Annotated in this window: 16 protein-coding genes, 2 tRNA genes and 1 riboswitch; of the genes, 13 read left to right on the top strand and 5 right to left on the bottom strand. The window is 26.6% G+C overall.

Annotated features, from left to right (window positions below; all coding sequences use genetic code 11):
- Positions 1-135: 135 nt before the first annotated feature.
- The 3 genes from ACYUE0_RS08900 to ACYUE0_RS08890 all read left to right on the top strand — a co-directional run bounded on the left by ACYUE0_RS08900 (position 136) and on the right by ACYUE0_RS08890 (position 4,241).
- Positions 136-2,298, top strand: coding sequence for a Tex family protein (locus ACYUE0_RS08900; protein ID WP_061996137.1), 2,163 nt, complete (start codon positions 136-138; stop codon positions 2,296-2,298).
- A gap of 554 nt (positions 2,299-2,852) precedes the next feature.
- Complete coding sequence (locus ACYUE0_RS08895; RefSeq protein WP_460270267.1) at positions 2,853-3,383, top strand: hypothetical protein; 531 nt, start codon at positions 2,853-2,855, stop codon at positions 3,381-3,383.
- Between the two features lie 63 nt (positions 3,384-3,446).
- Positions 3,447-3,561: riboswitch (FMN riboswitch) on the top strand.
- 101 nt (positions 3,562-3,662) lie between these two features.
- Entirely contained in the window at positions 3,663-4,241 is a 579-nt protein-coding gene (locus ACYUE0_RS08890) for an ECF transporter S component (protein WP_199869728.1), read from the top strand.
- 62 nt (positions 4,242-4,303) lie between these two features.
- On the opposite strand, the gene rimI is transcribed toward ACYUE0_RS08890, so the two are convergent.
- The 3 genes from rimI to tsaE are packed head-to-tail and all read right to left on the bottom strand — an operon-like array spanning position 4,304 to position 5,908.
- Positions 4,304-4,750, bottom strand: coding sequence for a ribosomal protein S18-alanine N-acetyltransferase (gene rimI, locus ACYUE0_RS08885; RefSeq protein ID WP_460270265.1), 447 nt, complete (start codon positions 4,748-4,750; stop codon positions 4,304-4,306).
- Positions 4,743-5,450 (bottom strand): tRNA (adenosine(37)-N6)-threonylcarbamoyltransferase complex dimerization subunit type 1 TsaB, encoded by a 708-nt coding sequence (gene tsaB, locus ACYUE0_RS08880; protein ID WP_199869726.1) that lies wholly within the window; start codon positions 5,448-5,450, stop codon positions 4,743-4,745. The genes rimI and tsaB overlap by 8 nt, the downstream gene beginning before the upstream one ends.
- The gene (gene tsaE, locus ACYUE0_RS08875; protein WP_061996295.1) at positions 5,447-5,908 is read right to left on the bottom strand and encodes a tRNA (adenosine(37)-N6)-threonylcarbamoyltransferase complex ATPase subunit type 1 TsaE; all 462 of its coding nucleotides are present in this window, start codon (positions 5,906-5,908) and stop codon (positions 5,447-5,449) included. Before tsaE ends, tsaB begins: the two co-directional genes overlap by 4 nt.
- Before the next feature lie 718 nt (positions 5,909-6,626).
- Here tsaE and ACYUE0_RS08870 point away from each other — a divergent pair.
- Positions 6,627-7,247, top strand: coding sequence for a CBS domain-containing protein (locus ACYUE0_RS08870; RefSeq protein ID WP_460270264.1), 621 nt, complete (start codon positions 6,627-6,629; stop codon positions 7,245-7,247).
- Between the two features lie 94 nt (positions 7,248-7,341).
- Positions 7,342-7,417 (top strand) — tRNA-Trp (locus tag ACYUE0_RS08865).
- A gap of 132 nt (positions 7,418-7,549) precedes the next feature.
- On the opposite strand, the gene ACYUE0_RS08860 is transcribed toward ACYUE0_RS08865, so the two are convergent.
- Complete coding sequence (locus ACYUE0_RS08860; protein WP_460270263.1) at positions 7,550-8,470, bottom strand: lysophospholipase; 921 nt, start codon at positions 8,468-8,470, stop codon at positions 7,550-7,552.
- Positions 8,471-9,081: 611 nt separating this feature from the next.
- On the opposite strand from ACYUE0_RS08860, the gene ACYUE0_RS08855 reads away from it, so the two are divergent.
- Entirely contained in the window at positions 9,082-9,690 is a 609-nt protein-coding gene (locus ACYUE0_RS08855) for a GNAT family N-acetyltransferase (protein ID WP_460270261.1), read from the top strand.
- A 53-nt stretch (positions 9,691-9,743) separates the two neighbouring features.
- On the opposite strand, the gene ACYUE0_RS08850 is transcribed toward ACYUE0_RS08855, so the two are convergent.
- Positions 9,744-10,943, bottom strand: a complete 1,200-nt coding sequence (locus ACYUE0_RS08850) for an AI-2E family transporter (protein ID WP_460270260.1) — start codon at positions 10,941-10,943, stop codon at positions 9,744-9,746.
- Positions 10,944-11,254: 311 nt separating this feature from the next.
- Between ACYUE0_RS08850 and ACYUE0_RS08845 the strand changes: the two genes are divergently transcribed.
- From ACYUE0_RS08845 to ACYUE0_RS08815, 7 genes are all read left to right on the top strand, one after another.
- Positions 11,255-11,330: transfer RNA gene (locus tag ACYUE0_RS08845), tRNA-Trp, on the top strand.
- A gap of 670 nt (positions 11,331-12,000) precedes the next feature.
- Entirely contained in the window at positions 12,001-13,083 is a 1,083-nt protein-coding gene (locus ACYUE0_RS08840) for an ABC transporter ATP-binding protein (protein WP_061996300.1), read from the top strand.
- Positions 13,083-13,979, top strand: coding sequence for an ABC transporter permease (locus ACYUE0_RS08835; protein ID WP_061996301.1), 897 nt, complete (start codon positions 13,083-13,085; stop codon positions 13,977-13,979). The genes ACYUE0_RS08840 and ACYUE0_RS08835 overlap by 1 nt, the downstream gene beginning before the upstream one ends.
- Before the next feature lie 2 nt (positions 13,980-13,981).
- Positions 13,982-15,823: an extracellular solute-binding protein gene (locus ACYUE0_RS08830; RefSeq protein WP_460270257.1), complete on the top strand. Its 1,842-nt coding sequence runs from the start codon at positions 13,982-13,984 to the stop codon at positions 15,821-15,823.
- 600 nt (positions 15,824-16,423) lie between these two features.
- Positions 16,424-17,392, top strand: coding sequence for an NAD(P)/FAD-dependent oxidoreductase (locus ACYUE0_RS08825; protein ID WP_061996303.1), 969 nt, complete (start codon positions 16,424-16,426; stop codon positions 17,390-17,392).
- Between the two features lie 237 nt (positions 17,393-17,629).
- Entirely contained in the window at positions 17,630-18,628 is a 999-nt protein-coding gene (gene queG, locus ACYUE0_RS08820) for a tRNA epoxyqueuosine(34) reductase QueG (protein WP_460270256.1), read from the top strand.
- On the top strand, positions 18,628-19,332 hold the full coding sequence (locus ACYUE0_RS08815) for a lysophospholipid acyltransferase family protein (RefSeq protein WP_061996305.1): 705 nt from the start codon (positions 18,628-18,630) through the stop codon (positions 19,330-19,332). Before queG ends, ACYUE0_RS08815 begins: the two co-directional genes overlap by 1 nt.
- The last annotated feature ends 152 nt before the right edge of the window (positions 19,333-19,484 follow it).

The raw sequence follows: 19,484 nt of genomic DNA, 5'->3' as shown, positions 1-19,484 counted from the left end.
AGGAAAATAATTTCATAATAAAATAATATGCATTAAAAATGTAAATATGATATGGAATAACAAGTTGAAAAGTTAAATTAAACATAAAATTTAATTTGTAGTCAACTTGTAACACTATATTTATAGGAGGATAAAATGGAAAATATAAAAAATAGATTAATGAAAGAATTTGCACTTTCAAATGAACAAGTAAACAATGTAATTGAAATGCTAGATGAAGGAAATACAGTGCCTTTTATAGCTAGGTATAGAAAAGAAAGAACTGGTGGAATTGACGATATAGTTTTAAGAGATTTTTCTGAGAGATTAACTTATCTTAGAAACCTTGAAGATAGAAAAATAGATGTTATAAGACTTATAGAAGAACAAGGAAAACTTACAGAAGAAATTAAGATATCTCTTGAAAAAGCTACAACATTAACAGAGATAGAAGATATATATAGACCTTATAAACCTAAAAAAAGAACAAGAGCAACAATAGCGGTAGAGAAAGGATTAACACCACTAGCAGAAGTAATATTTGATGGAAGTTTCAATAGTGATATAAATGAATATGCATCACAGTTCTTAAATGAAGAAAAAGGAGTAAAATCCATTGATGAAGCATTTCAAGGTGCAATGGATATTATAAGTGAAAAAATATCTGATATGGCAGAATACAGAAAGTATATAAGAACATTAATTTTTAAAGAAGGATATATAGAAACTAAAGGTGATTCAAAAGAGCCTACGCCATACGAAATGTATTATGATTATAAGGAAGAGGTTAAGAAAATACCATCTCATAGGATTTTAGCTATAAATAGAGGTGAAAAAGAAAAAATTCTTTCAGTTAAAATCACTTGTGAGGTAGATAAAATAATTGCCTACTTAAAAAATAAAACATTAAAAGGAAATGGTAGAACAGATTCATATATAGAAAAATCTGTAGAAGATAGTTTAAAAAGATTAATTTATCCATCAATAGAAAGAGAAATAAGAGGAGATTTAACAGATAAAGGAGAAGTAGGTGCTATTGACATATTTAAAGCAAACCTAAAGGCATTATTAATGATATCACCTATAAAAGGTAAAACTGTAATGGGATTTGATCCAGGGTTTAGGACTGGTTGCAAAATTGCTATATTAGATGAAACAGGAAAGTTTTTAGAAAACACAGCAGTTTTTGCTACAGCAGGTAGCAAAGAAAAGGTTAAAGAATCTATAAACACATTAAAGGACTTATGCATAAAACATGATGTAGATGTTATTTCTTTAGGTAATGGAACAGCTAGTAGAGAATCAGAAGAAGTTTTAGCTGAAGTGATAAAGGCTGTTAAATCAGAAATAGGAAAAGATATATATTATGTTGTAGTTTCAGAAGCAGGAGCATCAGTTTATTCGGCATCAAAACTTGCAACAGAAGAATATCCAGAGTTAGATGTAACTGTTAGAGGTGCTATATCTATAGGACGAAGATTGCAAGACCCTCTAGCTGAACTTGTTAAAATAGACCCTAAATCAATAGGGGTAGGTCAATATCAACATGATGTTACTCCTAAAAAGTTGGATGAGTCATTAAAAGGAGTAGTAGAAGACTGTGTAAATAATGTAGGGGTAGATTTAAATGTAGCTACACCATCATTATTATCATATATATCAGGGGTTAATGGAACTATAGCTAAGAATATAGTTTCATATAGAGAGGAAAATGGTAAGTTTACAACTAGAAAGGAACTCTTAAAAGTAAAAAGATTAGGAGCTAAAGCTTTTGAACAATGTGCAGGATTTTTAAGAGTTATGGAAAGCAGTGAGCCATTAGACAATACTTCAGTTCACCCTGAAAGTTATAATGCATGTAAAAAACTTCTAGACATATTAAATTACTCTAAGGAAGATATAAAAAAAGGTAATTTATTAGATATAGACTCTAAAGTAAAAGATTTATGTGAAGTTAAATTAGCAGAGGAAATAGGAGTTGGAGTTCCAACATTACAAGATATAATAAAAGAAATAAAAAAACCAGGAAGAGATCCAAGAGAAGAACTACCAAAACCTATATTTAAAAGTGGTGTAGTAGAAATGAGAGATTTAAAACCAGGAATGCTTTTAATGGGAACAGTTAGGAATGTATCAGATTTTGGTGCTTTTGTAGATATAGGGGTTCATCAAGATGGATTAGTGCATATAAGTCAATTAAGTGATAAGTTTGTAAAACATCCATTAGATGTTGTAAAAGTAGGGGATATTGTAGAAGTTAGTATTTTGGAAGTAGATGAGAAAAGAAAAAGGATTTCACTTTCTATGAAAAAAAGCTAATTTCAAATTTAAATATAGGCATATAAATATGTCTATTTTTATTTTATATGTAAAGACTTTTAATTGATGAAGATATAAATTAAAAATTTAATTTATATCTTTAAATATAGGGTTCCAAGTTTACTTTTAAAATTATCCATTCCAAAACTTGGATACCCCAAATAGTGAGACATGCTCTGAAGCACTTGGAATTCAACACTATATTTTGTATAAAAATATTTTAAAATTATTGAATAAATTTAAATTTGAGCTTGTTTCTCTATAATTATATGCAAATTATAAATATAATTAAAATTAAGATATATACAATAAGATAAAACAGTGATTAATATTGAGGTAAGTAGGGCAAAATAAAGAAGAATGTCTAAAAATGATATAAAATGCAGAAATAAAACAGAATTTAATTATTGATTTTTGCATTAAATAGCTGTATTTTTATAATGTTTTAAATAAAAAATTTAGAGTTTATAAATAAAGTTTAAAATTAGTTAATTAATAAAAAAATAAATTTTAGATTTATAAAGTTATTATATTTTTAGTGGGAGAGAGATAATATGGAAAAGTACTTATTTGCTGGAATTTGCCATAATATAATTATATGTAAGCCAGATTTAGAAATACATAATATAGACTTAAGAAAAATAGAAGTAGATTTAGATAAGAAAGTGGATTTAACTTTTTATGATAAAAAGGAATCAGATAAAGTTATATTATATACATTAAAAGAAGATATTTTACTTGAAGGGTTTAAAGACTTTATTGAATCTCAGCTAAAAATGTACAATTTAACTGATGATGAAAATAAAGAGATACTAATAAAACTGCAATCCGCAGAAGATGCTAATGACATAGTAAATATGGCTAAAAACAATGAATGCAGAGAAATAAGCTATGAAAGTGCTTTAGAACATTTATATTTAGAAGGTGGCAGAGATATTAGAATTTGCTATGAATGTATAGCATTTTTAAAGGAAGCATTTAGCACTGAAGTAAATAAAAATTTTCCTGAGTATATAGAAAATCTTATAAAAAAATCTGCAAGATACAATCAAATATCTGGCACTATTAGAGTTTTCGTTGAGTAAATAATATTATATTGTTTTTTTTGAAAAATTAATATATAATTAGTTTAAAACAATAAACAATTTAATACTCTTCAGGGCGGGGTGTAATTCCCCACCGGCGGTAAAGCCCGCGAGCCTTATGGCATGATTCGGTTAAATTCCGAAGCCGACAGTACAGTCTGGATGAAAGAAGATTAATACAAGCGTTACTATAGATATAGTTATCTCGCCCTAACATTTATGTTAGGGTTTTTTATGCTGTATTGATTCCTAGAAGTGTATAATAGGGGGTATTTTTAAATGAAACAAGAAAAAAAACTAAACAAAATGATTAAAATTTCATTACTATCTGCTATTGCATTTATACTTATGTATGTGGAAATTCCAGTAATACCTGCATTTCCATGGTTGAGAATGGATTTAAGCGATGTTCCAGCGCTTATGGGTGCATTTGCTTTTGGACCTTTAATTGGAGTAATAATAGAATTATTTAAAAATATTTTAATAATATTGTTTAAAGGAACAGCAACAGGATTAGTCGGGGAATTAGCAAACTTTTTAGTAGGAATCTCATTAGTATTACCAGCATCAATTATTTATCATAGAAAAAAAAGTAAAAAGACTGCTATTATAGGAATGATATTAGGATTTTTATCTATAGAAGTAGTTGCTATACTAGTAAATATATATATATTATTACCAGCTTTTGGCATGCATATGGCAGGAAAAGAATTAATTAATTATATAGTATTTGGATTAATACCTTTTAATGGAGTAAAATCAATAATAGTTTCATTTACAACATTTTTATTATATAAAAGGTTATCTATTACATTGTTTAAGGTAGAACCAATGCTTGGAGAACCTAAAAAAGTTTAATTGTAGATATAAAAGCAGATTGAAAATCTAATCAATCTGCTTTTTATAATATTATAAAATTATTATATATCATATTTCCACATTATATATCCATCTTCTTTAGGATTATCATAATAATTTTTTCTAATCCCTTCAACTTTAAAGCCATAGCCTTCATATAATTTTTGTGCAGCAATATTTGAAGCACGAACCTCTAAAGTCATAGAATTTGCTCCGGCATCTTTACATTTTTCTAAAAGTGCATCCATAATAATATGGCTATAACCTAAACCTCTGTAATTAGGGTGGATAGCTATATTAGTTATATGGGCTTCATCAAAAATAACCCAGGCACCAGCAAAACCTATATGTTTATCCTGTAATTTTAAAACTACATAATTAGCATAGGAATTAGAAAGTTCCTTTTTTATAGATTCTAAACTCCAAGGACTATGAAAACTTAATTCAGATATTTCTTCTATACCAAAAATATTATTTTCATTAATATTTTCAACTGACAAATTATCCATTATTTTTCATGCGCTCCTCATATTCACGTTCAGCTTGAGAAAGTCTTAAATAAAGTGGTGCTGAAGTGTATATATCATCTTTTATTCCCTCATTAAGGAGGTTTAATCCTACTTCACCTAATGAAGAAGCTTTTGCAACATTTAAATGACATGGTGCAATATAACAATTTGTAACGGAACTTAATAATTGATTTTCATATTTAGAAGTTCCATCACCTATAAAATAAACTTTTTTATTTTCAGCTTTAACTTTTTGTATAAGATCTTCTATAGATAAAATCATTGGCTCTGTCAAAGCCTTTAGACTATTATTTTCAAAACTATAAAGAGCAGTATATACATTGCCACGTAAAGCATCCATTATAGGACATATAATTCCATCAGCAAAATATAAATTATTTGCAAGTCCATCTAAAGTTGAAACAGATACAAAAGGCTTATTTAAAGCCTGTGCTAATCCTTTTATTGTAGACATTCCAACTCTAAGACCAGTAAATGAGCCTGGTCCTTTAGAAACAACAAACCCATCAACATCATTTAATGTTAAATTTGTATTTTTAAAAAGTTGGTCAATCATTGGCATAAGAATTGATGAATGCTGTTTTTTATTATTAATATTAATTTCACCAATTAGTGCATCATTTTTTAGTAGTGCAGCTGTAGCGCATTCTGTTGCACAATCTAAGCTAAGAATTATCATAGTGTTAACTCCTTTATATAATCATATCTTTTACCTTGATGTTTAATAGTTACTTTTCTAAATGAAGACCCTAATTGAGGTACTTTCTCAAGTAATATAGTTAAATTGTCTTGAGGAATTAATTCTTCAATGTAGTTAGCCCATTCTATAACGCTAACGCCATTGCCAAATATATATTCATCAAAGCCAATAGCAGCTATTTCATCAGGATCGTTTACTCTATAAACATCAAAATGATAAAATTTTAATCTTCCATCGTCATATTCGTTAACAATGTTAAAGGTGGGACTAGTTATACTTTCATTTATTTCAAGACCTAGGGCAATTCCTTTAGTTAAATGAGTTTTTCCAGTTCCTAAATCACCAATAAGGCAAATAATGTCCCCACTATTGCAAAGCTTGCCAATTTGAATACCGAGTTTTTGAGTTTCTTCTACAGTATTAACGATAAATTCCATTACGTTCACCTCATATAATATTTTAGCCCAAAAATAATAAAAAGAAAAGAAAATACACAAACTCTTAATTTTTTATTAGTTTTATAATAGTAAAATTTGTACATATTATATTTATAAAGAAATAAAGTGAAAATGTTACAAATAAAGTTTATTTAAATATATATTTTAGTAAAGATTTTATGCTAATTAACATAAGCTAAATAGAGCTATAAATTTAAAATAGCAATATCCACTTGATATTTATAAAGTTTAGAAAATAATGTATAATTAAATAATATATAATATTCTGAAAAAAGTATTATTAATATAAATTTAAACTATAAACTAGTATTTTATACACTGATTAATGAAAGAATATTAAGAAAATACAATTGATTACGAAAATTACCATAACTATCCATTAATGCATGGTTTTGTTTAACTTAAAAATTCTAAGTTAATAATGATGTAAATAAAAATTATAAATTGGAATCCTCTATGGCGTTTAATAACAGATTTAAAATAATTAAAAAATAAAGTGTAAATTTTGCAGTCTTATAGTGAAACAAGCTCGCATTTAAATTTATTTGTGAAGTGTAAAAAAACTTTGGTCTAAATATATTTTTATATTTAAGATATTTACGAGTATGTATTCACTTTAGAGGTATTAAAAATCTATGAAATAAGATTTTGAAACCTTATAAAAACTAAAAATAAAATAGAGATAGGGAGGAAAAAAATGTTTGTAAGTAACTTGATGTTAACCAGAGATAAGTTAGTAACGGCTTTGCCCAAAATGACTATAGGTGAAGCTTTAGAACTTATGGAAAAACACGGATTTCTATCAATTCCAGTAGCAGAAGGGGATGAATTTCTAGGTGTCATATCAAAAGAAAAAATCTATACTTATTATTATGAAAAAAGTGTAGAAAGAGAATGTCTTTTATCAGATTTTTTAGTGGAAAATGTAATGAGAACTGATGTTCCAGTTATAAAACCATTGGAACAAGTTGAAGAAGCTGCATATTTTTTAGAAACTAAAAATGTTTCTTTTTTAGCAGTAGTAGACAATAGAGAAGTATTTAAAGGCATAGTAACTCACTATGGAATATTTCATCAATTCACAGAATTGTTTGGTTTAAATAAGGGTAATCGTTTAGCTGTAATAGCTCATGACATTCCAGGCCAAATATCAAAGTTATCTAAAATAATAACAGAAAACAAAGGTGACATAATGAGTTTTGTAGTAGTAGATCCTAAAAGCAAAACAGAAGTTAAAGAAATTGTAGTAAGGCTAAAAACAGATAATTTCGATGAAATATTATCAAAAGTTAAATCAGCAGGATTTAAAATTTTATAGTTTAAATAAAGTCATACCTAAACTTTAGGTGTGATTTTATTTTGAAAATATATTGACAAAACATAAAATGTTATGCTAGAATATTTATTGTTATAGGGGTATAGCTCAATTGGTAGAGTAGCGGTCTCCAAAACCGTTGGTTCCGGGTTCAAGTCCTCGTGCCCCTGCCATGAAATCAGTAGCAAAGCTACTGATTTTTTTATGCAGAAAAACAAATAAATCTTACCTATAATAATAATAAAAACTAAAATATTAAAAAATTATACCACTCACTTTAGTTTGTAGATACTGAAATTATAATTCTATAAAATATCATTTAAAAATTTTAGTACATCCAAATGAATATCATCTTTATTTAGTTCGTTTAAAAGTTCATGTCTTGCACCAGGATATAAAATCATATCTACGGAGTTTATTCCATGGTGCAGTAAACTTTTTTGCAATTTTTTAACACCATTACCCATAAGCCCAACAGGATCTTCACTTCCACTTATAAGTAATATAGGTAAAGATTTAGGAATCATAGATAAATTTTCACTTTTATGATTACGTTTTAGTCCTTTTAATAAGTAATAAAAATATGAATTAGAATGTATAGCTCCACATAAAGGGTCATCTATATATTTATCGACTTCTGCTGTATTTCTAGTGAGCCAATCAAAATTTGTTCTTATAGGTTTAAATTTATTATTAAAATTACCAAAACTTAATTTGTCCATAAATTTAGCAGGGGTTTTCTCACCATGTTTTTTCATTTGATATTTAGCTAGTTTTTCTGCAAAAGAAAATAATAGTTTTTGATTACCATTACTTCCACATAAGATTAAGCCATTAAGTTCTTTGCCAAAAAGTTCAGAATATCGAAGAGATAAAAAAGAGCCCATACTATGGCCGAAAAGAAATATAGGAAGATTAGGATTTTCTTTTTTTATTAATTCCGTTACATCTTTTAAATTATCTACCATTAAATGAAAAGCATCACCTTTCCCCATATAACCTAAATTATTAGGGCTAGTTTTGCCATGACCTCGATGGTCATTTGCATAAACAATAAATCCATTATCATTTAAAAGCTTAGCAAAATTATCGTATCTAAGTCCATGTTCTGCCATACCATGAGAAATTTGAACTATTCCTTTAGGTGAAGAAACGTCACAGTCCCATTTATAAATATGAATATTTTTATCTTTTTTGTCCTTTATAAAAAATGTACTTAAAGTCATAATATCAATCCCTTCTCTAGTTTTAATATTAATAAATTTTATGATCGATTATATTGAAATAAACCAATTATCGCAATATATAGGGTTCCAAGTTGACTTTTTAAATTATCCATTCCAAAACTTGGATACCTAAAATAGTGAGACATGCTCTGAATCACTTAGAATTCAACACTACATTTTGTATGAAAATATTTTAAAGTTGTTGAATAAATTTAAATTGGAGATTGTATCCCTATACAATAGGGATACAATCTCAAACTTAAATTTATACATTAAGAAAATTTTTTAGTGTATAAATTTAAGCCATAAGGTGTACCCTATATAATATAATATACCAAAATATATTAAATTTAATAATCATAGGTAAATAAAAAGTATAATAAAACTAATTATATAGTATAAAACTACACATAATATAATAAAATTTACAAAAAGTTAGTTTAAAAAATCAGAAAATTTGATATAATATAAATATAGAAAAAATTATACAAAATTTATGATATAAGCGTTTTTTATAGTACATAAATAAAGTTTATAACATATAATACATAAAGTTTACCGCTGATTAAAATACAGAATTAATCATTTAGTATAGGCGAGGGGGAAGTGTTATGCCTGACAATTTGATAGACTATAAGGACTTTAGAGAAAGGTGTTTTTCAATATTTCCAACTATGGAAACTGAAAGATTTCTATTGCTAAAATGTGATAAGGCCTATGAAAAAGATTATGAGAGTTTATTATCAGATGATGAAGTTATGAAATACTCAGGAACTGAAATTTTTGATTTAAAAAAACAAATAAAGTTATATTTAGAGCATTTAATAAATGATTATAGCAATAAAAAAGGTATACATTGGGTAATCATTGATAAAGTTCATTATAAATTTATAGGAGAAATAGGAATATATAATTTAGATTTGTATTCTAATAGATGTGAAATAGGATATACCATATTAAAAAAATACTGGAGAAACAAGGTAGCTACTGAATGTATAAAAAGGGTTTTAAAATTTGCATTTAAAGAACTATACATGCATAAAGTTGTAGCAATCATAGATATTAACAATGATCCATCTATTAAATTAGTAGAATCACTAGGATTTAAAGAAGAAGGAATGCTTAAAGAGCACTATTATAACTACAAAGAAAAAAGCTATATAAATGTTGAGCTTTGGGCTATGATAAGAAAAGAAGAACTTTATAGTAAAGTAATGTAATTAAAAAAGAGATTTAAAAATAATATATATTATTTTTAAATCTCTTTTTAAAATTAATTATTAGAATTATTATCTTTTCTATTTGAAGAAGATTTAATGCTAGAATTCTTTTTAACTTTTATATGACTAATATCAACTTTATAATTATCAATGGCATCAACTAACTTAGGGTTTTTACTTGTATATTTATTTAAATATCGTTCATAATAAATTTTTAAAGCTCCAGCTATAGGAATAGCTATAAGCATACCTATCATTCCATAGAGCTTTCCACCAACACTAAGTGCAAGTAAACAAGCTACAGGGTTTATGCCAATGCTATTAGATGACATTTTAGGTCCAAGCCAATTTCCATCAATTTGTTGTAACACAAACAGCCAAATTAAAACTATTAAAGCTGTCATAGGATTGAAGAATATATTTAGTACTACACCAAACACTATACCAACAAAAGGTCCAAAGTAAGGTACCATATTAGTTATACCAAATACTACTGAAATTAAAACTATATATTGAGATTTTATAAATATAAGGCCTATAAAACAAGCTATTCCAACTATAGTAGATTCTACTGCTCTGACCCATAAATAAGTACCTAACATATAATTCACAGCGTGGAAAAATTCTAAAAGTTTTTTTCCTAATCTTTCTCTAAAAATTATAAACAACCATTTTCTTGAAGACTTAACAAATGTCTCTTTATAAAATAAATAATAAACAGCTATAATTAATGCAAATACCCAATTAACTATAGATAAAGTAACAGTTACTAATGATGCTAAAGCTGTATTAAAGAAAGTTGTAGACCAGTTACCAAGATTTTCCAATATATTGATTTTATTTGCAATTTCCATTGTGAGTTCACTATTTATAGCATTATTAAACCATTTTTCTGAAATTCTAACCATCTCAGGTATAGAGTTAATAAGAGTTGTAATATTAGAAACTATTCCTGGAACTAAGTAAATTGCACAAAGTACTAAAACAAGAGTTACAAGAATCAAAGTAGAAAGTAAACTTATCCCTCGTGATAAATTAAGTTTGTTTTCAAAAACTTTCATTATAGGATTAAGCACATAAGCAATTATTGCAGCCAATATAAATGGCCAAAGTATGCCTAATAATAAATCATATAAGTTAAATAATATATAATAATTATCTATAATTTTAACGCCTATGTAAGCACATAAAATAATCAATAATATATAGAGATTAGCATTAAATTTTTCTTTTAAATCTTTAAATTTGTTCAAAATCAACCCACCTTTAATTTTTTTGAATATTAAAAACTTTAATTTTAATTAAAGTTGATTACAATTATATAATCAATGTTATTTAAGTTAAAAGTATAAGAATTTTTGATCTGAATTTAATTTACATGTGTCTACTTAAAACTATTTTGTATGCAAAACTTAATATTTATACCAATTTAGACTCAAAATTATAATTCTTATCTAAAACTATAATAATACAAAAGGGAGTTTTATTCTATACAAAAATAAATTTACTTAATATTGACATAATCTATACAAAATGTTAATATAACAAATGTAATAATTAATATAGGGGTATAGCTCAATTGGTAGAGTAGCGGTCTCCAAAACCGTTGGTTCCGGGTTCAAGTCCTCGTGCCCCTGCCATAAAAATCAGTAGCGGTTGCTACTGATTTTTTTTATGTAAAAAAAACATAACAAAAAGAAAATAAATGTAGAATTTTATTTTTGCTTTTGCTATAATCAAAAGTAATGATTTTTGTTAATGTTTAATGGCATTTAAATGTTATATAGTTTACTTATACTTTTATGTACAGATTTAGACATAGAATTTAAGTTATAGACTAAAAAGAATCATATAAAACAATATTTATTTTAAAAATCAAAAATGTCTTAAAACTAAATATATTACATATGCTATATATAACTAAGACTATGGATTTTAAATAAATTTAAGTTTAAATTTTACAAGTAAATTTTAATTTTACAGGTAAGTTTTATTTTTTATAATAGGTATATTTACTAATATGGAAAAATTGTTGCAAAACAATAAACCAATTATTAAAAATAGATACGAGAAGGGGTTAATTATGTTAGGTTAACACTTTAGAATTTATTCTAAATTTATAAATTAGTTCATAATCAATTTATATTAGCTAATGCTGAATAAGTTATGAGTACTAATATCCCCTGCAATAAAAATGCAAGGGATTTTTATTTTGTTAATAATTAGGTATATTAAGGAAAGAATGTTATTTCCGGTATATTCCTTAAAAAATATATAAATAAAAAATATTAGAAAGCAGGGGTGATTTTCTTGATTGATGTAATGGTTCAATTAAAAGGAATAAGCAAAGGATTTTTAGAAAGCGATTTTTTGGCAGTGGATAATGTCTCCTTAGATATAAGAAAGGGTGAATTTCTAACTGTTCTAGGACCTAGTGGCTGTGGCAAAACTACTACACTAAGAATGATAGCAGGGTTTGAAAATCCTACAAAAGGTGAGATTTTTATAGACGGAGAGGAAATTTCAAAAGTACCACCATATAAAAGATGTGTAAATACAGTTTTTCAAAGCTATGCACTATTTCCACATATGAACATTTATGAAAATATAGCATTTGGACTAAGGGTTAAAAATGTAAAAGATAGTGAAGTAAAAGAAAAAGTGCATGAAATGCTGAAAATGGTTCAACTTGAAGGCTTTGAAAAAAGGATGCCTAGCGAACTTTCAGGAGGTCAAAAACAAAGGGTTGCAATAGCAAGAGCGGTAATAAATAATCCGAAAGTATTACTTTTAGATGAACCTTTAGGAGCTTTAGATTTAAAGTTAAGAAAACAAATGCAGCTTGAATTAAAACAGCTTCAAAGAAAGCTTGGAATAACATTTATATATGTTACTCATGACCAAGAAGAGGCGCTAACAATGTCAGATAGAATAGTAGTAATGAACAATGGTGTTATAGAACATGTAGGAACACCTTCAGAAATTTATGAAAAACCTAGAACAAAATTTGTGGCAAACTTCATTGGTGAAACGAATTTATTTGAGGGAACTGTGTTAGAAAGAGGAGAAGAATTATATCTTGTAGATAACAAATTTGGAGAAGATATTCTCATAGGACATACTGAGAATTCTATTACAGAGGAAATTTGTTTAGCTATTAGACCAGAAAGAATAAAACTTTCTAACAATATAGATAATGGAATGGTCGGAATAAAAGTAAAAGTAAAAGAAAGAATTTATAATGGTTCTGTAATAAAAACTGTTGTTACAACTGAAAATGGAACAGAGTTTATTGTAGCAGAGCCTATAAGTCAAGTTTATTCATTAGAAGAGCAGAATAAACCAAATATATTTGCTATATGGAATCCTAAACATGCAGTGGTGGTTCAATAATGTTAGAGAAAACAAAGGAAGTTAATAAGCTTCACAAAAATAGAAACAATTTAAAATCACTATTAGCTACAGTAGGACCCGTAACTTTGTGGTTAGTGACTTTTTTTGTTGTGCCACTTACAATTGTATTTTTGTTTAGTTTTCTATCAAGAGGTGAATACGGAGAAGTTCAATTACCTTTAACAATAGAAAATTATAAAAGACTGTTATCACCAATATATTTACAAATACTTTGGAAAACAGTTTTAATAGGAATTTTAACAACTGTTGGATGTTTAATTATAGGGTATCCATTTGCATATTTTATTGGAAGAGCAAAAAAAAAGTATAGGTCTATATTATTACTTTTAGTGATATTACCATTTTGGACAAATTCATTAGTTCGTACTTATGCATGGATAATACTTTTAAGGACAGAAGGGGTAATAAATACATTATTACTAAAAATTGGAATGATATCATCACCAATACAAATGTTATATACTGACGGAGCTGTACTTTTAGGTATGGTGTATATTATGTTACCTTTTATGATACTTCCTATATATACATCAATTGAAAAATTAGATATGAGTTATATAGAAGCAGCTAGTGATTTAGGAGCATCACCAGTTAAAACTTTTAAAGATGTAACATTACCGCTTACAAAACCAGGAATAATAGCTGGATGTATGCTAGTGTTTATACCAACTTTAGGATATTTCTTTATTTCTGACTTGATGGGTGGAAGTAAAACAATGTTAATATCTAATTTGATAAAAAATCAGTTTTTAACATCTAGAGATTGGCCTTTTGGAGCAGCTATAGCAGTAGTATTAATATTACTTATGTTAATAGCAATAGGACTATATTTTAAAGCAACAAAAGGTAAAGATGCCTCTAAGGAGGTCTTATAGAAATGAAAAACAAAATGAGTATAATATCAAAAATATACACTACATTAATATATATGTTTTTATATTTACCGATTGTAGTACTTATAGTATTTTCTTTTAATAGCTCAAAATTAAATGCTACATGGACAGGTTTTACACTAGACTGGTATAAGAAATTAATTACAAATGATCAGATATTAATGGCACTAAAGAACAGTTTAATAATAGGATTTATAAGTACTTTTTTCGCTGTTATAATAGGAACTTTAGCTGCTATTGGAATGTATAGATATAAGTTTAAGGGAAAAAAGGCTATAGAGGGACTTTTATATGTTCCTGTAGTTATTCCTGAAATAGTAATGGGAATATCAATGCTTGTATTTTTCTCTATGTTAAATTTAGAGGCAGGGTTAACAACACTAATATTATCTCATATAACATTTTGTATCGGATACGTAGTAGTTGTTGTAAGGGCAAGATTAGAAGGGTTTGATAATTCTATAGAAGAAGCAGCCTTAGATTTAGGTGCTACGCCTTGGCAAACATTAACTAAAGTAACTTTGCCTATAATATCACCAGGAATAATAGCTGGAGGACTGCTTGCATTTACACTTTCATTAGATGATGTAATAATAAGTTTCTTTGCAGCAGGTCCTGAGAGTAATACATTACCATTAAAAATATTTTCTATGGTTAAATTTGGTGTAACACCAGAAATAAATGCACTATCTACTGTAATGATGGTATTTACATTAACTATAGTTATAGTTGCTGAAGGTATTAGAAGAAATGTATTAAAGAATAAAAAAATAAAAAAAGTTATAACATTTATTGCTATAGTACTAGTAATTTTTGGAGCTGGTTTTACAATGTTTTCAGGTAAAACAGCTACGCCAAAAGAAACTTTAAACATATTTACCTGGTCAGAATTTTTGCCTGAGTCTGTAGTGGAAGAGTTTGAAAGAGAATATAATGTAAACGTAAATTACATGACATTTTCATCAAATGAAGAAATGCTTGCAAAACTTATGGGTGGAAATGTTCCATACGATTTAATAATAACAAGTGATTATGCAATTGAGGTTATGATAAAACAAAATTTAGTACAAGAATTAGACAAAAGTAATATACCTAATATGTCTAATATAGACGAAAATGTATTAAATTTAGATTTTGATCCAGGCAATAAATATAGTTTTCCATATATGTGGGGTGGAAATTATATAGTTGTGGATAGAAGCAAAATAGATAAAGATATTACATCTTTTGAAGATATGTGGGATTCACAGTTTAAAAATTCTATGGTAGTTTTAGATGATCCAAGGGTTATGATAGGAGTGGCACTTCAGAAAAATGGCTACTATATAAATACTAAAAATCCAAAAGAATTAGAAAAGGCGAAACAAGACTTAGTAAAGTTAATGCCAAATATAAAGGCTTTTGATAGTGAATCACCAAAAACACTATTAATAAATGGAGAAGCCTCAATAGGATATGTTTGGGGAACAGAAGCATATCTTGCTAAGTTAGAAAATCCTAATTTAGAAACAATACTTACAAAAGAAGGTGTTGTTCCACAATATGATAATTTTGTAGTTCCTAAAACAGCAAAAAATAAAGCATTGGCTGAAAAGTTTATAAATTATATATACGATCCACAAGTAAGTTTGCAAGTTTCGGAAGAGTTTCCATATGCAAACCCTAACAAAGAAGCTCAAAAACTTATGTCAAAAGAAAAGCTTGAAGATATAGCTGTCTATCCACCAAGAGAGGCAGTAGAAAAAAATGAGCTAATAAAAGATGTAGGTGAAGCAACTAAGCTTTATGATGAGATATGGACGCAAATAAAAAATAGTAAAAAATAAAAATACATTTTGCTTAACACTTTATTTTATAAAAATTAGTAGCTTTCAAATTGTGAATTTGAGGCTACTATTTTTTTAGGATTTTTATATAATCATCAATATAAAAATATTTATTTATTAAATTTTCTATAGTATAATTTAAAAAATTTAAATTGTTAAATATTAAATCCTTTAATCTATTAAGTGGAAGAGATTAAATATATATATTATAATTAATGTATATTTAAGCTTAAGTTTGAAGTTCTATAGGGAAACAAGCTCAAATTTAAATTTATTCAATAACTTTAAAATATTTTCATACAAAATATAGTGTTGAGATCCAAGTGATTCAGAGCATGTCTCACTATTTGGGGTATCCAAGTTTTGGAATGGATAATTTTAAAAGTCAATTTGGAACCTTATATTTAGAGATGTAATTTTTAGATTTAACTTATACATTGAGTTTTGATTGAGAATATTACAATTTGAAGAAGTTCACAATGAATAATTATCAATTCTTCAATAATATAGTTTTTATTTATATGGAAATTTTTTATCTGATAAAAGTGTAAATTAGAACTATATAGTAACTTAGTTATTTATAATTATAGAGGTGATTTTGTGAGGGAATACGATTTAATAGTAGTAGGTGGTGGAATTAGTGGAATAACTGCTGCTTTAACTGCAAAAGAAAATGGTGTAAAGAATATTTTAATTCTAGATAGAGAATTTGAACTTGGGGGAATTTTAAATTGTTGTGTTCATAGTGGATTTAAAAATAAATATTCTAGTGAGGTATTAACAGCTCCAGAATATATATATTCATTACAAACAAAAATAGAAGAATATAATATAGATTATAAAACATTAACAAATGTTATAGAGATAGATAAAAATGATAAGATTATAGCTATAAGTCCAGAAGGAATATTAAATTTTAAAAGTAAAGCAATTATATTAGCAATGGGTTGTAGAGAACGTCCATTAGGATATAAAAATATATTAAGTCACAGATGTGCAGGGATAATTGGTGCAGTTTCAACATTAAAATTAATTAATAATAAAGGAATACTTCCAGGAAAAAATGTTATTATATTAGGTTCAGAAGATACTGCTATATTTGCAGCAAGAAGCTTGATTTTAGAAGGCGCAAATGTAAAAGGAATAATAGAAACAACTAATAAAATAAAAGCGGTTAGTAAAGAAGCTAAAAATTTTATAAAAGACTTTAATATAAACATAATGACAAATACAAGGGTAACAAAAGTTATTGGTAAAGGACGAGTAGAAAGCGTTCAAATAACTAAGCTTAATGATAATAAAAAACCAATAAAAGACACAGAAAAATTGGTAACCTGTGACACATTAATATTATCTATATACATGAAGCCAGAATCTTTAATAGCAGAAAAAATAGGAATTAAAACTAAAGAGTTTGGAGAAATAGTATTAGATAAAAATATGCAAACTTCTGCAAAAGGAATTTTTGCCTGTGGTACTGTAACAACAGGATATGAAACGATGGATAAAGTGATAAAAAATAGTGAAAAAGTAGCACATGCTGCTTTGAAATATTTAAATAGTTTATAGATTATATAGGGAAACAAGCTCAAATTTAAATTTATTCAACAATCTTAAAATATTTTTACACAAGATGTAGTGTTGAATTCTAAGTGATTCGGAGCATGTCTCACTATTTTGGGTATCCAAGTTTTGAAATGGATAATTTTAAAAGTCAACTTGGAACCCTATATAAGTTTAAAATTGAACTTAAACTCTTAATTATTCACTATTAACTCTTAACTAAAATAAGGATAGGTTGATTTTATGAATGATAAAATAAAAAAAGATTTAATAAAATATATAAACTCTATAGGAATAGAGCTAGTAGGTATAACAGACTGTAGAGTTTTTCATGAACTAAAAGAATACTATACTTATAGAAAAAATAATGGTTTTTATGTGGAATTTGAGGAAGAAGATATAGAAAAAAGAATAGACCCATTTAATCTTATGAAAAATGGTAAGAGTATAATATCTATTGCTGTTCCCTATTGCTATAAAGAAAGTAAAAAAAATAAATATTTTTCTAAATATACACAAGGTAAAGATTATCATGAAGTAGTTAAAAGTTATCTACAATTGATATGTGATTATCTAAAGAATATGGGGATAGATTCCAAAGGGTTTGTGGATAATAATCCATTACCGGAGAGATATATAGCATATCTTTCTGGTTTGGGTTTTGTAGGAAAAAACAATACATTTATAACTGAAAGATATGGTTCCTATGTATTTCTAGGAGAAGTTATAACTAATTTAAAATTAGAACCAGACACACCTATAAGTAAAAATTGTGAAGGCTGTGAATTATGTTTAAAGGCATGTCCCACCAACACATTGGAAAAAATTAAAATAGATAATAATTTTAATAAATGTCTATCATATATAACTCAGAAAAAACATTTATCAAAGAATGAATTGAAATATATTGAAGGAAAGATTTTTGGTTGTGATATTTGTCAAAATGTGTGTCCTTACAATAAAGAAATACATTATTCTAATATAGATGAATTTAAACCCTTTGATTTTATGATTAATGACAGTTTATTAGATGTTATAAATTTGAATAATAGTGATTTTAAAAATAAGTATAAAAATTGTAGCTGTGGATGGAGAGGAAAAAATACTTTAATACGAAATGCAATGGTTACATATAAAAGTATGAAAGGTAAAGACTTAGACAATATATATAAAACTATAAACTCTCCGTACATAAAAGATTATTATGATAAAATATTTAAAAATGAGAAAGGTGAAAAATAATGAGTATAAAAAGCCAAATGACTATTGTAGGCAAATTACCTAAACCATTAAGGGTTAAGGTAATAAGAAAAAAAGTAGATGAGTATATAGATAAATATGCTAATTTAAAAGTAGAAGGTAAAGAAAATTTAAAAGGAATAGAAGGTCCTATAATATTTATATCTAACCATTTAAGTAATTCAGATGGTATATTTATAAACAATGAATTAGAAGAGTATAAACCTGTTTTCGTGGCAGGAGAAAAGTTAAGTCATAATAAATTCACAAGCTTAATTTTAGAACTAATAGAATGTGTTATGATAAAACCTAATTCTGCGGATAAGGATGCAATAGCAGCAGTAATAAATAAATTAAAATCAGGAAGAAACATAATGATTTTTCCAGAAGGAACAAGAAGTAGAGATGGAAAAATGATAGAAGCTAAAAAAGGTATAATACTAATAGCTAAATTGACTAAAGCAACAATAGTTCCAATAGGTCTTACAGATACAGAAAAGTTTTTACCTATAAATCCAGAAGGTTCAATGGAAGAAGAAAAAATTTGTAGTGCTAATGTAACAATGAAAATAGGAAAACCATTCAAATTACCAGCTAAAACTAAAGAAGAAACAAGAGAAGAATATCATACTCGAGCTATGTGGGAAATAATGACTTCTATATCAAAATTATTACCAGAAGAATATAGAGGGTATTACTCATTATAGTTAAAAATTAAAGTTAAAATCTAATAATTTAAGATGAAACTCCAGTCCAGTTTATTTTAATCTAATAATATAATTTGCTTTGCAAATTTATATAAAATAGAAAAAGTGCGGTTAGAATTATTAGAAATATAGTGAGTAGTAATTATAGTATA

Source organism: Clostridium sp. CTA-19 (genome assembly GCF_054767855.1).
Note: the sequence above shows the minus strand (reverse complement) of the source record. Positions and strands in the feature narration are given on the sequence as shown.

Coding starts and splice junctions, on each gene's coding strand:
- tsaE (WP_061996295.1), bottom strand. CDS start 5,908: ATGGAATTTATCGTTAATACTGTAGAAGAAACTCAAAAACTCGGTATT.
- ACYUE0_RS08830 (WP_460270257.1), top strand. CDS start 13,982: ATGAAAAACAAAATGAGTATAATATCAAAAATATACACTACATTAATA.
- queG (WP_460270256.1), top strand. CDS start 17,630: ATGAATGATAAAATAAAAAAAGATTTAATAAAATATATAAACTCTATA.
- ACYUE0_RS08895 (WP_460270267.1), top strand. CDS start 2,853: ATGGAAAAGTACTTATTTGCTGGAATTTGCCATAATATAATTATATGT.
- ACYUE0_RS08835 (WP_061996301.1), top strand. CDS start 13,083: ATGTTAGAGAAAACAAAGGAAGTTAATAAGCTTCACAAAAATAGAAAC.
- ACYUE0_RS08855 (WP_460270261.1), top strand. CDS start 9,082: ATGCCTGACAATTTGATAGACTATAAGGACTTTAGAGAAAGGTGTTTT.
- ACYUE0_RS08860 (WP_460270263.1), bottom strand. CDS start 8,470: ATGACTTTAAGTACATTTTTTATAAAGGACAAAAAAGATAAAAATATT.
- ACYUE0_RS08815 (WP_061996305.1), top strand. CDS start 18,628: ATGAGTATAAAAAGCCAAATGACTATTGTAGGCAAATTACCTAAACCA.
- ACYUE0_RS08870 (WP_460270264.1), top strand. CDS start 6,627: ATGTTTGTAAGTAACTTGATGTTAACCAGAGATAAGTTAGTAACGGCT.
- rimI (WP_460270265.1), bottom strand. CDS start 4,750: ATGGATAATTTGTCAGTTGAAAATATTAATGAAAATAATATTTTTGGT.
- ACYUE0_RS08900 (WP_061996137.1), top strand. CDS start 136: ATGGAAAATATAAAAAATAGATTAATGAAAGAATTTGCACTTTCAAAT.
- tsaB (WP_199869726.1), bottom strand. CDS start 5,450: ATGATAATTCTTAGCTTAGATTGTGCAACAGAATGCGCTACAGCTGCA.
- ACYUE0_RS08890 (WP_199869728.1), top strand. CDS start 3,663: ATGAAACAAGAAAAAAAACTAAACAAAATGATTAAAATTTCATTACTA.